Source organism: Archangium violaceum, from assembly GCF_016859125.1.
Taxonomy (GTDB): Bacteria; Myxococcota; Myxococcia; order Myxococcales; family Myxococcaceae; genus Archangium; species Archangium violaceum_A.
In genome coordinates this window covers 9,171,982-9,187,244 of record NZ_CP069338.1, presented here as the reverse complement: position 1 = coordinate 9,187,244, position 15,263 = coordinate 9,171,982, and the positions used below count along the sequence as shown (strand labels likewise).

16 protein-coding genes are annotated in these 15,263 nt (G+C 67.6%); 7 read left to right on the top strand and 9 right to left on the bottom strand.

The window, feature by feature from the left end; all coding sequences use genetic code 11:
* Nucleotides 1-39 precede the first annotated feature (39 nt).
* From JQX13_RS38875 to JQX13_RS38850, 6 genes are all read left to right on the top strand, one after another.
* On the top strand, nucleotides 40-438 hold the full coding sequence (locus JQX13_RS38875) for a hypothetical protein (protein ID WP_239014115.1): 399 nt from the start codon (nucleotides 40-42) through the stop codon (nucleotides 436-438).
* An 8-nt stretch (nucleotides 439-446) separates the two neighbouring features.
* Nucleotides 447-875 (top strand): hypothetical protein, encoded by a 429-nt coding sequence (locus JQX13_RS38870; protein WP_203404469.1) that lies wholly within the window; start codon nucleotides 447-449, stop codon nucleotides 873-875.
* Between the two features lie 35 nt (nucleotides 876-910).
* Nucleotides 911-1,321 carry a hypothetical protein gene (locus JQX13_RS38865; RefSeq protein WP_203404468.1) on the top strand — a complete coding sequence of 137 codons (411 nt, stop codon included), beginning with the start codon at nucleotides 911-913 and terminating at the stop codon, nucleotides 1,319-1,321.
* A gap of 225 nt (nucleotides 1,322-1,546) precedes the next feature.
* Nucleotides 1,547-4,204, top strand: a complete 2,658-nt coding sequence (locus tag JQX13_RS38860) for a hypothetical protein (protein ID WP_203404467.1) — start codon at nucleotides 1,547-1,549, stop codon at nucleotides 4,202-4,204.
* Nucleotides 4,204-5,001, top strand: a complete 798-nt coding sequence (locus JQX13_RS38855; RefSeq protein WP_203404466.1) for a hypothetical protein — start codon at nucleotides 4,204-4,206, stop codon at nucleotides 4,999-5,001. The genes JQX13_RS38860 and JQX13_RS38855 overlap by 1 nt, the downstream gene beginning before the upstream one ends.
* Nucleotides 5,002-5,025: 24 nt before the next feature.
* Nucleotides 5,026-7,416: a fibronectin type III domain-containing protein gene (locus JQX13_RS38850; RefSeq protein ID WP_203404465.1), complete on the top strand. Its 2,391-nt coding sequence runs from the start codon at nucleotides 5,026-5,028 to the stop codon at nucleotides 7,414-7,416.
* Here JQX13_RS38850 and JQX13_RS38845 read toward each other — a convergent pair whose 3' ends face one another.
* The 6 genes from JQX13_RS38845 to JQX13_RS38820 form a co-directional block, all read right to left on the bottom strand.
* Entirely contained in the window at nucleotides 7,417-7,869 is a 453-nt protein-coding gene (locus tag JQX13_RS38845) for a hypothetical protein (protein WP_203404464.1), read from the bottom strand.
* 56 nt (nucleotides 7,870-7,925) lie between these two features.
* Nucleotides 7,926-8,210 carry a hypothetical protein gene (locus JQX13_RS38840; RefSeq protein ID WP_203404463.1) on the bottom strand — a complete coding sequence of 95 codons (285 nt, stop codon included), beginning with the start codon at nucleotides 8,208-8,210 and terminating at the stop codon, nucleotides 7,926-7,928.
* A complete protein-coding gene (locus tag JQX13_RS38835; RefSeq protein WP_203404462.1) occupies nucleotides 8,210-8,620 on the bottom strand; it encodes a hypothetical protein in 411 nt (136 codons plus the stop codon). Before JQX13_RS38835 ends, JQX13_RS38840 begins: the two co-directional genes overlap by 1 nt.
* Nucleotides 8,614-9,555, bottom strand: coding sequence for a hypothetical protein (locus JQX13_RS38830; RefSeq protein ID WP_239014114.1), 942 nt, complete (start codon nucleotides 9,553-9,555; stop codon nucleotides 8,614-8,616). Before JQX13_RS38830 ends, JQX13_RS38835 begins: the two co-directional genes overlap by 7 nt.
* 113 nt (nucleotides 9,556-9,668) lie before the next feature.
* Nucleotides 9,669-10,001 (bottom strand): hypothetical protein, encoded by a 333-nt coding sequence (locus JQX13_RS38825; protein WP_203404461.1) that lies wholly within the window; start codon nucleotides 9,999-10,001, stop codon nucleotides 9,669-9,671.
* Nucleotides 9,998-10,558 (bottom strand): hypothetical protein, encoded by a 561-nt coding sequence (locus JQX13_RS38820; RefSeq protein ID WP_203404460.1) that lies wholly within the window; start codon nucleotides 10,556-10,558, stop codon nucleotides 9,998-10,000. The genes JQX13_RS38825 and JQX13_RS38820 overlap by 4 nt, the downstream gene beginning before the upstream one ends.
* A 111-nt stretch (nucleotides 10,559-10,669) precedes the next feature.
* Here JQX13_RS38820 and JQX13_RS38815 point away from each other — a divergent pair, with 111 nt between their 5' ends.
* Nucleotides 10,670-11,992 (top strand): hypothetical protein, encoded by a 1,323-nt coding sequence (locus JQX13_RS38815; RefSeq protein WP_203404459.1) that lies wholly within the window; start codon nucleotides 10,670-10,672, stop codon nucleotides 11,990-11,992.
* Nucleotides 11,993-12,031: 39 nt separating this feature from the next.
* On the opposite strand, the gene JQX13_RS38810 is transcribed toward JQX13_RS38815, so the two are convergent.
* From JQX13_RS38810 to JQX13_RS38800, 3 genes are all read right to left on the bottom strand, one after another.
* Nucleotides 12,032-12,655, bottom strand: a complete 624-nt coding sequence (locus JQX13_RS38810; RefSeq protein ID WP_203404458.1) for a hypothetical protein — start codon at nucleotides 12,653-12,655, stop codon at nucleotides 12,032-12,034.
* Nucleotides 12,652-13,797, bottom strand: coding sequence for a hypothetical protein (locus tag JQX13_RS38805; RefSeq protein WP_203404457.1), 1,146 nt, complete (start codon nucleotides 13,795-13,797; stop codon nucleotides 12,652-12,654). Before JQX13_RS38805 ends, JQX13_RS38810 begins: the two co-directional genes overlap by 4 nt.
* A 187-nt stretch (nucleotides 13,798-13,984) precedes the next feature.
* Nucleotides 13,985-15,235 carry a hypothetical protein gene (locus JQX13_RS38800; RefSeq protein ID WP_203404456.1) on the bottom strand — a complete coding sequence of 417 codons (1,251 nt, stop codon included), beginning with the start codon at nucleotides 15,233-15,235 and terminating at the stop codon, nucleotides 13,985-13,987.
* Nucleotides 15,236-15,263: the final 28 nt, after the last annotated feature.

Below are 15,263 nucleotides of genomic sequence, written 5' to 3'. Positions count from 1 at the left end.
GCAAGTCAACGGGCATACCGAGCGCGCGTGAAGGTGGAGGTGAACACCTCCGACCTGGAGAGGTTGCGCTCGGAGTATCGGGCCGTCCTGAGAGACCTGGACCGGCCCGTGCTCGACGCAGTCCAGCGCGGCATGGACCAGGCCGCCTTCAGCGTCCCGCGCGGCGGAGCTCCGGATGACCCGCTCGACCTGGCAGACACCGCCTTCGTGTCGCTGCCGCACCACAACCCCGAGCGGATGTCCACCACCGCCACGGGCGGCTACGCACACCCGCAGGCCGGGCCCATCCACGCGGGCTGGCATTTCGGGGAACAGACGAAGAATCCCCCGCCCAACTGGTTGCGCAACGCCTTCAAGCGCGGCGTGCGCTCGCTGCTGCGCAAGGGCGTGGCGGCTCAGCTGAAGAAATCCCTGGCGAAGCTCTTCCCCCGGAAGTGAGGCAGAACATGTCCAACTACGTCATCACTCACAAGGTCCCCATCCACATCACCGCCGAGCCCGACGAGGTGCTCGCCGACGCCAACAAGCTGGAAGCTGGCTCTTCATTCAGCATCACCGATGCGACCGAGTTCGAAGAACTGAAGCACCTCAACTCCGATGGCTACACAGAGAACGTGCCCGTGTGGTCGAACATCACCGGAACCATCGCCGGCACGCGAAAGTCGGGGAGTGCCACGCAGGCGGTGATGGAGACCGCGCGCAAGGCCAAGGAATCCTTCTTCATCCACGTGGTGGAGAACCCCACCGCCGTGGCCGGGAGCAAGGGCCAGCGGTACGAGGTGTTCATCGAGTCGGACGAGAAGAACTTCGAGGCGGGCACCACGCTCAAGTTCAACTACCCGCTCAAGTTCAAGGGCGGCCCCGTCGCGTTCTGACCGCAACTCCCAATCCCTCCCACCGGAGACACACAATGACTGACCTCAAGAAGAAGCTGGGCAATGCCACGTGGCGCAAGTACAAGGACACCACCATCGACGTCGACGGCGAGCCGCTCGCGCTCGTCATTCGTCGCGCCCCGGAGGGTGTGGCGGTGCAGGTCCTCGATGAAGCCAGGAAGGCGGGCGACATCGACCAGGACGGCAAGCCGATCGGAGAGACCGGTGCGATGCGCTTGCTCGCGCGCATGGTCGCCACGGTGACGTTCGAGCCGGGGGCGGTGCGGCCGATCTTCGACCGGACCTCGGATGAGGACCTCGCCAACATCAGCGTCGCGCCGTGGTTGATGGACATCAAGGATGATGCGACGGCGGCCCTCGCTGCCACGGGCACCGTGGTGGAGAAGCTGAAGGGAAACTCCGAAGCGACCCCGATCGAGCGTTAGAGATCAGGGTCGCGAGAATCCAAGGCTGGACGGAGCAAGAGACGGCGGCCCAGTCCTTTGAGTGGATTGCGACCATCGCGGCGGACCACCTGATCGAGCAAGAGGGCGAGACGCCAGACACCTCCGGCGCCTCGCCCGAGGTCTCCTCGAGCCCAGCCCCAGGACGCAAGCGGGTCGTCCGCACCACGCAGTACAGCGCGGCGTAGCAGCGCGAGGAGCAGCAACGTGGCTGGAGCTGGCAATGGACCGGGCGGGCTCAAGGTCGGAGATCTCTACGTCTCCGTCACGGCCTCCATCGGCGAGATGGTCAAGACGCTGGGCCAGGTGGTGGACGCCGTGGAGGAAGCGGCGGACCAGATCGAAGAGAACATGAGCAAGGCGGCAGCGGCCCTGGGGGACTTCTCCGATGGGCTGCTCTCCGTCGCTGGCCTCGCCGCCGCGTCCGTTGCGGTGGCGGGTCAGACGTCCTATGCGGCCTCGAAGGAGCTCGAGAAGCTCAAGGACTCCACCATGCTACTCGGCCGAGAGGTGGGCGAGACGTTTCTCCCCCTCGTCCGCGAGCTCAACACGCTCGTGAAGACGGCCATCGCCACGTGGCGCAACCTCTCCGAGCAGCAGAGGCAGAACATCGTCGACATGGTGAAGTACTCGGCCGTCGTCGGAGGCGTGAGCTTCGCGATGGTGCGGGCGCTCATGTTCACGAAGTCCTTCTTTGAGGGCACAGTGGTGCTTGTCCGCGCCTTGCGTGTCCTCGGAACGAGCCTTATGGCGACCAAGGTGGCGACGACGCTCTTCACCGGCTCCGTCCAGAAGGCGGGGTGGGCGCTCGTCTACCTGCGACAGGCGACCGTCGGGCAAGTCTTCGCGCAGATGACTTCGGGACTGACGTCCTTCACCGCCTCACTCAAGGAACTACCCTCCGCCACAAAGGGGCTGGGCAGTTCCTTCACGGCGCTGCTGCCGAAGATCGGAGCCGTCGCGCTCCCACTGCTCGCCGTGGCCGCAGCGGTTGGCGCCATCGTCCTCTTTGCAGGGTCGCTCTACAAGAGCTGGGACAACATCGTCTTTCTCTGGAAGGAGAGCACTGCCGACATCGTGGACAAGATGAAGGACCTCGGAGAGAAGGCCGCCGACTTCTTCGGCAAGCTGATGGGCTCCGTGACAGACTTCATCTCGAAGCTCGCCACGGCCATGCTCAACGCCGTCTTCGACAGAGTGAAGGCGGTCGCCAAGTTCCTCGAGGCGGTGGCCTGGAGACTTGAGGCCGAAACTCTGGCCAAGAACCTTGCGCAGGTTCAGAACCTCTCAGCCGAGGCCTTCATGAAGAGGCTTGAGGAGGGGGTCGCAGCCGTCGGGGGCGTCATCAGTGACACCGCCACTGCCGCCGGCAAGGCCCTTTCGGAGTCAACAAAGACCGCCCGGGAGAACGTGACATACGGCCTGAAGCACAGCCTGGAAGGCGCGGAGATGCTGGGCCGGGAACTGGTCAAGGCGCTGCACCTCGAGGAACTCTTGGCGCTGAAGGACAAGCTGCTCGGTGCTGTGCCCGATGTGGGCGATCCCAACTCCGTCACGGTAGCCACCGAGAAGGAGACGGAGACGGTTGGAGAGGCGGAGAGCGACTACCTCAAGCGCCTGGTCCAGCGTAGCGACGACATCATGGACGCCTATCTCTCCATGTTCGCGAAGCAGGCACTGAGCGCCGCTGGCCTCGTGACGGGGGCGCTCGTGGAGGCCGCGCTGCAAGTGAAGAAGAAGTCGGACGAGATCACCCAGGCCATGCGTGACGCCCGCGACAGTCTCAAGAGCAAGCTGGTGAGCCGCATCGGTGACATCGCCGACATCCTCAACTCTTTCGCTCAGGGCGTGGCCGCGGGCGGTATTTGGGGCGGCGTGATCGCGGTGGTAGCCGACATCCTCACCCGCTCCGAGGGCTTCAAAACGCTCGTTGAGATGATCAACACCCTCATCCAACTGGTGGCCGACTCGCTCGGGCAGTTGCTCGGCCCATTGCAGCCGCTGGTGGGCGCCATCGGCTATCTGGTGCAGGCGATTATGGGCGCCCTGACACCCATCCTGCAGTACCTCCTCGAGGCCGTGGATCCACTCATCCCCGTCCTGGTCGGGCTGGGGGAGGTGTTTGCGGCGCTGCAGCCCGTCTTTCAGATGCTCGCCGGTGTCCTCCAACTCACGGAAGTACCCTTGCGGCTGCTCGCCGAGGTGGGCCTGCGGCTCTTCTTCGAAGGCGTGCGGTGGCTGGCCATCGGCATCCTCGAAATCGCCAAGGGCATCAGCGGCGTGTGGAATGGCATCATCAAGGCCATCCAGTCGGTGTTCCGCGCCATCGGAGACATTGAGGTGTTCGGCGCGAAGCCCTTCGATTTCATGAACGACTGGGCGAGGAGCCTCAACGACGCGAAGATCTCCACCACCGGGCTCAATGACTCCATCTCCAAGCTGAAGGACATGACCTGGGACGCGGCTCGGGCCAAGGCCGAGGAGACGGCCGAGGTCCTCAAGAACCGCGAGGCCCTGGAGAAGGCGAACGAGAGCCTGTCCAACGTGCCCAACACGTGGAAGGTGACGCTCGCCCGCTTCAATGCCCAGAAGGAGCGGGACGGGCAGACGGGCGGAGTGACAATACCCCGTGACACGTACGTCACCCCGACGCGGCCCGCGGCACCGGGAACGTCCGCGCCGTCCTCGGGTGACACGCTGGTGCCCCCGGGCGGCCCCCTGGTGGGGGTCATCAACATGAACGTGCGCGATCTCTTCTCCGGACTCGGGGACTTGGCGCAGAAGTTGGATGAGATTGCCTTCCGGCATCGGGGCTCGGTGGGCAGGGTTGCGGGTCTGGCCGCGCGATTCGGAGGAACAGGCTGATGGCTCTCGTCACCATCAACGGCGTGGACGTCCAGTGTGAGGACTCGGAGCGGATGCCCGTGCGTCTGGGTGAGGTAGTGCGCTCCATCAACGGCATCCCGCGCTCGACCCAGAAGATCCAGAGGAAGGACGACTTCCGCTTCACCACCGGTCCGCTGCCCGAGGGAGAGTCGAAGGCGCTGCAGGCGCTCATCGACGGCGAGGGGCACGTGCTTACCTTCGAGGACAACTCATCGTCGACGTCACACCTCTACACGTCACGAGAGGTTGCCCCCTTGCTCGTCGACGCAGGCGTGGCGAGGTCCACGGCCGCACGAAGGAAGGGGTTGGCCGGGCTCACCGTCCCGGCCAACCAAATCGTCATGTGGAATGTCGGCTTCAGCGTGGACGAGGCGGCGACATTCATCGGGTGGGTGCGTGAGGGGACGGGCCCGTGGAGGCATGTCATCAACACGGCGGGACAGTTGTACATCAACGGGGTGGCGACGAGCGACGAGTGGCTCTTCGGGGACGCCTCGGGCGGGCTGCTGCGGATAGGTGATATCGATGGCCAGGGCGTTGCAACCGCCTATGACGACGTCGTGGCGCTGCCCTTCGAGGTGCCCGCGTCCTGGGTGGCTGGGATTTATGGCTTTCACAGCCTCTTCGCCTGGCCTGGCCCTTCCCGGGTGTATGCATGGGGGCCGCGCTTCCCTCCGAATGGGCTGCTGTGCGTCGGGCAGGTGGGCACCTCGAAGGCCTCGCCGCGGCTCACCAGCATCTCCGAGCGCTTCGACTTCACGCTCTACGGCACCTGAGCCGGTGCGCCCCTTCTCCGGGGCATGCGCCCTCTCCTTGAGCAGCAGCAGCGGCTTCTCCGCTCGTCCGGCCCCTACTCCACTCGCGGCCGCGTGCGAGTCCTGCTGGGAAGCACCTGGTACGACCTGACCAACCTCTTCGGCCGCGATTTCCTCGACAGCGTTGACGTGGACGAGGGGCTCGACAACCCGGTGGGGCAAGCCTCGGTGCGAGTCATGCGGGAGTTGGACGGGCTGAGCCTCGCCCCGCTCATGGAGACAAGCCGGGCGAACAACCTCCCCGGGGACTACGCACCCCTGCTGCAGGCTGGGCGGCCCTTCCGCGTGGAGGCGGCGGTGGTGCCGCTGGGCTTCGAGCCCTTGCCTGCGGCATGGCGTCCCCTGTTCTTCGGCCGAATCGATCGGGTGGACTCCGGCCCGGAGATCATCACCTTCACCGGCCGGGACATGGCCGGCGTCCTCCAGGACGTGTGGGTGCCCGAGGGCACGTACGGCAGCGACGACGGCACCCCGCTGGAGACGGTGTGCAACCAGATTCTCGTGGCGGCCGGGCTGTCCGACTTCGCCCTCTACACGCCCCAGGCCTCGCTACAACTGCTCGGCAAGTACAAGCAGGAGCGCCAGCCCGTCATGGACGCACTGTCGAAGCTGGCCGTGGGCCGCGGCTGGGAGGTGCGGTGGAAGTACCGGCCGGACACCGGGGACTGGGGCCTGTGGCTGTGGGGCCCGGACCGGGCCGGCACGGCGCCCACATGGACGTACGGGCCGAGCGACTACCAGTACCTCGGTGAGTTCACCACCTCGCTGGAGAACGTGCGCACCCGGGTGGAGGTGACGTACTCGGACGAGGAGGACCTGGACGCGGCCGGCCAGCCGAAGCGCAAGACGGTGGCGCGCGAGGACGAGGCGGCGACGCAGCGCTACGGGTACATCACCTCCGGAGGCATCGCGCTCCCGCGCACCATGTGGCTGGCAGAGGCCACGACGAGCGGCATCCGCACCCATGACGAGGCCGTGCGGCTCGCGGAGGCCGGACTCGCGGACCTCTCCACCTGCGACGTCGGCGCTTCGGTGGAGGTGCGCTTCCACCCGGGATTCGATCTCGCCGACCTGGTGCAGCTCGCCCCCAACGGTTTCCACTTCACCACCGCCCAGGTGCTGGCGGTGCGCCAGGTGACGCACACCCTCACCAGCACGGACGGCAAGACGCGCCTCGCCCTCAACGGGAAGCCGTCGCTCGGCGCCCGGCTGTGGCTCAGCCGCAACGCGGACGGGTACACGGCGCCGACGGTGCCCTTCACAGGGCCCGCCGCCCCCTCGGGCCTCTCGGTGACGAACTCGGTGACGGGGGCCGTGCTGCTCTTCACCGCCCCCAATGTCACCTCCGGAGGCCCCGTGCCCGAGGAATACGAGCTCCACGTCGGCACCTCTCCTGGCTTCACGCTCTCCGCGGCGACGTTGAAGGCGGTGAGCAGCTCCACACGCTTCGACCTGACGGGGCTCACGGCCGGCGTGAGCTACTACGCGCGAGTGCGCTCGAGGGATAGGAAGGGCAACATCGGTCCGGCCTCTGAGGAGGTAACGCTGGCACCTCGGTACGTGAGCCCAGGCGTGCTGCAGCCCCGAGTCTCGTATGCCACCCTTCCTCTCAACTCGGATTTCGAGGCACAGACCGATCCATCAGGTCCACCTGACGGGTGGGCAATGCTGTATGGATCCTGGGGGACGGACGTCGTGATGAGCGCGGATGCACTCAGCGGGGCTCGGTCCCTGATGTTCATCTCGGGCAGCGGACCAGCCCTGGTGTCTGACGCCGTCGCCGCACGACCTGGTCTCCGCTACAGCGTGGATGCGTTCGCCAAGGGCAGCACCGGCTCCACTGTGTCGGTCTCCGTCGAGTGGCTCGATGCTGGTCTCGTCTCTGTCGGCTTTGAGACCGCTGCGCGCACCTTCGGCGCCGGTGCGCCCTGGGCGCGTTCAGCGATTTCCGCCACAGCACCATCAGGAGCTCGCTACGTTCGAGCAAGAATCACTGCGACACTCCCGTCTCTCGGCAGCACCGTAAACGTCGACTCTGTCCAGATCGCCCAGTCCGACAATGTGCAGGAGGCTGCGGTGATGCCCACGTTCGTTGGAACCTGGGACAACTTCACCGACTACGGGCGCAACGGGGTCAGGTACTACAAGGACAGCTCCGGGCGCGTTCACATCGAGGGCACGATGAAAGGCGGCTCCACGGGGAGCGTGGCCTTCATTCTCCCGTCGACCCACCGACCACCAGCAACGCGAGACTTCGCTGTGTTGACCGCCACCGGTATGGGCAGCATCGAGGTTCGGAGCGACGGGAATGTGTACGTGGTGAGCGGGTCCACCACGTGGGTCAGCCTACAGGGAATCAGCTACAGATCTGCCTGACTACTTGCACACCACCGAGATGGCATTGGGGTGTGGAGCTCCCGTGGTCTGTATCTCGCAGGCCGGGCGCTCATTCATTGTCTTGACACTCATACCCCGGCCAGAGCCAACGGATCCTCCTTCCATGGCGTCCGCGTCAACACTGAGGCGATGCGCGAGAGGGGCGGAGAGGACCCCCACAAGCTTCGTTTCGGTGTTGGCAGGCACCTCAATAATGCCGGGCCTCCAGATATCGAGGGAGGGCCCACCAGCAAGATCCTGAACAGTACCGACGACATCGAGGCGGATGGGCTTATCGGTTGTGTTGCGCAGCACTACATCGACGTTATCCGTGAGCGCCGTCCCCGCGTCTGTCTCACCAACGACCGGTGGCGGATTGCCCCCGGGCGGAGGAGCGTCGCACGCGACTGCGGCAACCAACGCACACGCCAGAACGCTCAGTCGACGGAACATGGGCATCCCTCCCGTTTCACCATTCCGGATGGGACCCTAACCGCCTGACGGGTACGTCACAAGCCCGCGCAGGCGGCGCAGTCCACAGCCCAGCTCTTCCCACCGCCAGCAGCCCCCCTGTCCTCGAGGAGGCGAAGCCGCCCGGCGCCGGCCGGTACCGAGGCGCCACAGCGGCACTGACCTGCCCGGCGGTTGGGGCGGTGGAGGGCGGGCGCCGCGGAGCACTGGGGCTCGGGGTGGGCCAGGCCCTGCTCGGCGGTGTAGTCCGCCTCCTCGCCCTTGCGGACGAGCTTGCCGCAGGCCCGGCAGGTGCCGTCCTTCTGGGCGACAATAATCGGCATCAGGCCGCCTCGCGCTGCAGTTCGGAGAGGGCGTCCCGGCTGGCCACCTCGGCGCACCCCGAGACGACGGTGCCGGGCGGCCGGGCGTTGGAGTCCACAACGTGCCGGGCGTATTCGTCCGCCAGTTCGGCCGCGGCGGCGGACATGAAGGCTCCCGCCCAGCGGTACCCGCGCATCCTGTCCGGCTCCTTCACGGAGACGAACACCGCCTTGGCGCCGCTCGGCCAGCGCACCTCCTGGTAGGCGGGGTGCCACACCACTCCCTTGCTCTTCAGCAGTTCGGCCACCGCGAAGCCGGTGAGCCGGGCGCTCTCCCGGGACGAGGCGACGAAGCCGAGCCGCGTGTCCGGGTCGGACACCACCATGCCCAGCATCATCGCGGCCACCTCTCGAATCGAAAGACTCAGCATGCTGCCCTCCTCATGTCTTCTCGAAGGGTCGCCAGCCCGCGCTCCCGGGCGGCCAGCAACTCCGGGAGGGTGCACTTGAGGCGGCGGGCGAGCTCGCCGTCGGAGAGCTGCACCCGGGACAGCCCCAGGGGGACGGCCACGGCCATGCGCTCGCGCTGGGGGAGGCGACGGAGAGCGGCCACCGCGGCGGAGCCCAGCTCGAACTGCCGCGTCTCCTCGGCCTGCTCCTCGTCCTGCTCGTCGGCGAGCAGCTCGGCCTCGCGCTCGTCGGCGCGGGTAGCCCCCAGGGTGAGCCCGAGGGTGGTGGCGTGGTCCGCGCCCTCCGTCTTCAGGGCCTCCTCGTACGTCACCGTGGGCTCACGCTTCATCCGCTTGCGCGCGCGGGCGGCGAGCTTCCTCCCCCAGTGAGTGGGGCCGATCAGCTTGGCGTCCTCGAGCACGTTGCCCAGGTGCTGCCGGACGGCCTTCTTGACGTAGGCCGGGTACAGGGTGCGGCCAGGTCCAGCCCACCCGGGGGTGAAGCCCTTCCACAGTTTCTGGGCGCGCAAGAGGGCCTCCTGCAGAAGGTCGTCCCTGTTGAGGTGGGTGCGCTCGTGGTGCGCCAGGGCGTGCGCCACCTCGCCCTTGAGGAAGGGGGTGAGCAGCTGCAGCAGCAGAGCCTCGGCGGCGCGCTGCCTACGGCCGCCCTCCGCAGCGGAACGCACCTCGGCGAGGGCCGTCTCCATGGCCTCGGCGAGCTCCGGCGTGAGGAGGCTGTCGCTCTTCGAGCGACGGAAGGGCAACACCCGTTGCCGGGTGTCCACCCCTGGGAGGGTGCGCTGGCGCAGGTGGGGCCGGTGGGCCCGCTCCCTGCGCTGCACCTGGCGCGTGGGGACGGAAATCGGCAGGGACAGCTGGGTGGGGGACTCCAGCGCCTGCGGCCGCGCTGTCCTCACGCGAGAGGACGCGGGCGGTGTGGCTCGGGACAGGGACGGTGCTGGACAGGCCATCCTCTATCCGTGCCACAGGTGCAAAAATGTGCACGGAGTTGGCCAAGGACACTTCCCTGCTACTGCACAGCGGGAGCCGGGAGGCCCCAGTCGCGGGCCAGCGCGAGCACCTGCGCACGGAAGTTCTCGAAGGCGCAGCCCAACGCCACGCGCTCGTCCGCCAGCTGCTCAGCCCAGTCGAGTTCCACCGCGGCCTCACCCGTGAAATCCCGCACGCGCAGGCGCTTCGCGCGCCGCTTCGCCACGGCCCGCTTCCGGCTCGGCGCCTTCGCCAGCTCCTTGCACCGGGCGCACTTGGAGGGCAGCGGACCGCCCCCTGTCTTCACCATGAGGGTGGCACCACACCCGCAGGTGACGGTGGCGGGTCGCACCAGCTTCGTTACGCAGCTCATCGAGGACTCCCGGGGCGGTAGGTGGCTGGGGTGGCGAGAGCAGCAAGGGAGCGCGGAGCGCGGACACGGCCACTGCCCGGCTCGCGAACAACGCGGAGCCCTCCAGCGTCGGCTTCGACCTCGACCAACGGGTGGGCGCCCGGACCGGATTCAAGGATCTCCGGGAGGATGCTTGCCGTCGGAGCAGCGCCGGTACCAACCGGAGACACCAGCATCACCTGGACTCTCACCAGCGGAGTGGCCCCCTTCGCCTGGAGGTACTCCCACCGCACCAGGGGCGAGGCATCGTCCACGCGCAGCCAGGTGGCCACGGCATCCCGGACGGACTTCAGCGCCCCTCGCACGTTGTCGTCATCCAGCTGTCGTGGAGACACCCGGGTGAGGCGCACCACCACGAGCGGGCCAGCCGTCCACTCCGGGCAGCGGCGGCGGGTGGCGCGCTTCTGTGCGTCCGTCCTGCGGTAACGCGCCATGGGGTGCTCGCGCAGGTTGCTGGTGCTCGCCGTCTTCACGGGCACATCGAAGCTGTACGTGGGCTGGGTGGGGGCTGCTGCCATGACGCACCTCCTTGCCCAAGCAGAAGAGGCGTTGGTGCAGCGGGCGAGACTGGGTGTAGGTGAGAATGCGTCGCCATGGCCCATGCCCGATGGACGGACTATTCTTCCGACATGGCACTGCAAGATCTGACATCTCCAGACGCTGTCGAGGCGGCCATAGCAGAGTTCGACGGGCTCGGACGCGAGTCATTTCTGGAGAAGTACGGGTTCGGCCGAGCACGCTCGTTCTTCCTCGTGAGCGACGGCAAGCGGTACGACTCCAAGGCCATCGCTGGCGTGGCATTTGGCTACCAGTTTCCCGAGCGCGGGCCGCTCTCCTCGAGCGACTTCAGCGGAGGGGAGGCCACCGTACGCGCCAAGCTCGAGGAACTCGGATTCACCGTGAAAGACGACACGGCACCAGCGGCGCCCCGCTCTTCCGCGCCGGAGCGGATTCCGGGACGCGTTTATTCCTGGGACGAACTCGGCGAGATGTTCGGATTTAGACCCTCATATCTTGGACGCAGAGGTCGAATGGTGCCGCATCGGGGTGCGGTCTTGCTCATCACCGACCCCGAAGGGGCGAAGTCCTTCAACTGCGAGGACTACTGGGATGGCAGGGACCTCATCTACACAGGCCGAGCTAGGGTCGGAGACCAGGGGCTTGGAGATTTTGATTTTCGTATAGTTAAGAACTTAAGTACCCTCTTTGTGTTTGAGCGAGCGGGGACCCGGAAGCTGCGGTTCCTGGGAGTCGCAGAGTGCCAGCAGTACTGGTGGACCTATGGCGACGATGACAGTGGGGAGCGACGTCGCATCCTCCGGTTCCGCCTCCGTTTCAAAGGCACTGGTCCTCAGCGCCAGCTGCTCCAGGCAGGACCAGAACGTGAGCAGGTCAACACCATCGTCGAGGAGCCCGCAGCGGAGCCAGAAGTCCCCCTCCAGACTCAGCAGCCGGCTCACCGGGAACCTCGTCCTTTCGATGAGTCGCGTCGGCCAGCGGCGCTCACTCCGAGTGGTGAACGGGCGTCTCCAGAAGAGACGCTCGCTCTGCGAGAGAAGGCCGTTCAGAACCACCACGAGCTGCTCGCTGCGTTGAAGAGACATCTCGTCGCAGCCGGGTGGGACAGCATCGAGGAAATCCCTTCGGCAGTGGACCTCTGGGCCCGCGCCCCATTGGAGGGCGTACGCGTCATCTTCGAGGCGAAGACGCTCGACCCGTCTAACGAGGTGCACCAAACACGCGCAGCGCTGTCCCAGCTGCTGGAGTATCGGCACTTCCGCGGCGCCGCTGCCGATGAGCTCTGCCTCGTGACGAACGCCCCCATCAGCGATGCGCGTGAGCGCTTCCTTGCGACCATGGGCGTCGCTGTCATCACCTATGACGGAGAAGGCTTCCAGGTATCTGGCGCTCTGGCCCGGCCATGGTTGGCCGAGTTCGCGAGCAACCGCTGAGCGGCCGGGGCGGCTCCTCGTGAAAAGGCGCAGGGCACGTCATGGCACGTCTTCCTTGCCGTCCCACACGTCGAAGGCACTGGCCACGTGCGCCAGGTCGCGCAGGCTCCGCGGGCCTGCGTCCTCATGAGCTGGCCGCCGGGGCTTCGGCTCCGGGCGGGCCCGAGGCGGGGGCGGCGTCAGCTCGAAGGCGACCGAGGCCGCGGTGGCGCGCTGCTGCTGGGCCTCCCACTTCGCGAGCGTTACGGCGAGGTGCAGGACGCACAGGGCCTGGGGCCGAGAGAGCCCGCCCTCGTCGCTCCACGCGAGCTTCTTCTCCGCGCAGGCGCGGGCCGACGCGAGGTGCACGCGGAGTTCCAGAGCGCAGGGGGACAACTCGTCCGAGAGCGGGGGCATCGTGTCGGGCGCGCCGGCCCACAGCGCGCGAGCTTCTTCGACGCGCCGGAGGCACTCGGCGAGGACGGTCACCCAGGGCGACACGTAGGTGCCCGGCGAGGGCCGAGCCCGAGCTGCATCCAGGCGGGCCTCGACGCTCGCCCCCGGGCCCGAGGCCAGGGCCTGCGGAATGGACGGCCACCCGTGGGCAACGCGCTCGCGGCCCTGTTGCAGCTTCGCGAGCACCTGGGGCAGCAGCAGCGCCGGTGGTATGGCCGCGCAGCTCATGGCGCCCCCCTCGCCGAGAGCACCTCGGCCACGGCATCCCATGGCTCGAGCGCCACGAGCCGCTTTCGTACCGTCCCGCTCAGCGAGTCGCGCTCTTCCTCCTCGCGGACGGGTGGCTCGGCGTTGGCCGCCCAGCACTCGCGGCGCGCGAGCTCCCGCAGCGTCACGGCCTTGGTGCTGCCCTTCGCGTACCGGTCCAGGTTGCGCACCAGGGCCCGGCCGAAGCGGCGGCCGACTTCCTCCGGCACCCGAGCCATGGGTACCCCTTCGGCCATGCAAAGCGACAGCAGGGCTGTGGCCGCCTTCTCGTCCTGCCTCGCATCCCACGGGTAGGGGCGCTGCATCACCTCGCGGTGCACGGCATCCACGGCTTCCGGCACAGTGAGGCCCCCGGACGTCGAAGGCCCGGACTCGAAAGCGAGCATCCCCCCGACGTCGCGCGCCTCGGCCACGGTCGGCGAAGGCTCGGCTCTGGGCAGCTCGGCGGGCGGAGAGGTCGTCGGCGTCGTCCCGGCTGCTCGCAGCCGTCGAGGGGCAGGCACCTGGTCCAGCGCAACGGCCCGTGCTTCCCCGTCGACTTCAGCGGGAGCGGGCACCGGCAGGTGAGTGACTGTCCGTGAATCCCCCACCCCCTTTGGGGGGAGGGGGGGATCTTCTGTTTCTCTCTCTACTCTCTTCTCTCTACTCTCCCCCCGAACATCCCGCGCGGGTTCCTCCGTGCTCCCGCGCGGGATGCTGGAGGGAGCGTCGCGGGTGTCCTGCGGTGACGTGGCGGGAGGTTGGCGGGAGGCCCTCTTGCCGTCCGGCTTCTTTCTGTCCCTCTCCACCTTGGCGACGTGCGCGCCCTGCACCTCCGCCCAGTGGTGTGCAACAAGGTTGTCCCCTTCCCTCTCCAGGAAGCCCACGGCCAGGGCAGCCTCGACGAAGCGCCCTGGCTGCCCCGTCCACCGGATCGCACGCTCCAGCACCACTCCGGCGTGCCGACCCGTGAGACAACCGGTGGGGGCGGCCTTCGCCAGGTAGCACCACATGCGCAGCACGAACGCGTCCGCCTCCGGGTGCTCGAGCTCGGCCTGCAGCGCCAGTGTCTTCGGGTGCTCGGTGAATTCGCTGAACAGCTTGAACCATGGCAGACAAGTCATGGCGCTCCCCTCTCGACGCGGACGGGCCCACCGCAGGCGTAGAACCTGCGCAACACACCACGGCCAATGCTGGATCTACTCGTGCGGTAGACCGTTACGAGGCTACTTATCTCGTGACATTTATCCAGGACCCTCCAGTGCCTCGATGCAGCCCCAGCCCCACTGGGGGGTCTCACGACAGAGCCACTCATCGAGACACCTCCATCAGGTCCATCAGGGTGGGCTGGCGCTCGGCCAAGCAGTGCGGGCTGAACCAGATGCGCTCGCGCTGGGCGTTGGCGGTGTTGCCGGCGCTCGCCGCGTATCCGCCAGGCGCCTTCCATGCCACGCACCGCCAGTTGTCCGGCATCTGGTGCTCACCCTCGTAGCCGCACAGCGCGATGCGCAGCCGCGGGTTGTCCCCGTTGGCCAGGGCCCACTCGCGCACATGGTGGGCAACACCGAGGTCCTCCTCAGCGTAGAGGCTCGGGTCCCGCCCGGCCGCCGCGGAATACGGCGGGTCCAGGAAGACAGCCGTAATGCCGATCGCCTCGGTGACGGACGGTGTCAGCACTCGCCTCCAGTCCCCGCAGCAGACGCGGACGTACCGAAGCCGGGCGGACAGAGCCTGCATCCACTCGAGGATGGTGCCGCGCGAGCCGCTGGCCACTACGCCGCGCCCAGTGGCCCCCCGACTGCCGGAGATGGCCGGCATCTGCTGCCAGGTGCTCGAGGCTGCGGTGTGGACTCCGCGAGCCCCGCCGTCTCCTATAGATGGGCGCTTGGCCCAGTCAGCAGATAGGCTGAGGTCCCGGACTCGGCTTGCATGGATGCCGTTCCCGCTCGACAGGTGTGGACGTCGCTCGAGACCTACGGCCGAGCGCAGCATGCGGAGGCGCTCGTCCTGTGCGTGGCGAGCGTGCACCCCACGAGCAGCGCGCCCAGCGTTACTCCTCCCCTCCCAGTTCACGGCATTGGCGAGCGACTCACCGCGCGTCGCGAGTTGGTGCACTCCCCTCCCCGGCTTGTCGAGCGCCGGGCGCTTCGAGTACTCGGCGGTGTGGATGCCGCACGTCTTCTCGGCGCCGGCGGCGTCCTGCTCCTCCCAGGCAGGCTGGGCGCACCAGCCCGAGCCAATCCACTGGCTGATGCCCCACACCCACCAACCCGCCACCTTCACGTCGTAGAAGTCAGGCTCCCGGCGCATGCGCTCGCGGAACGAGACCTGCTCGACGAGCCACCGGTGACGCGCGTGGAGGTCCGCCTCGTTCACCGGCCAGTCAGAGTGGTGGGCCACGCCCTCGGGGTCGGCGTGGACGGCCCGCCAGAAATTGGCGAGGTAGCAGTCCTTGTCGTTGACCGTCTCCACCCGCGGCGGAGTGGGCCGGGCGAGCAGCACGGCGAGGCTGCCTGCGAAGGGCTCGACGTAGTTGGCGACGTCCCCGAAGGCCTGCCACACGAGCGGAGCCGCCCGGGACTTGCCGCCA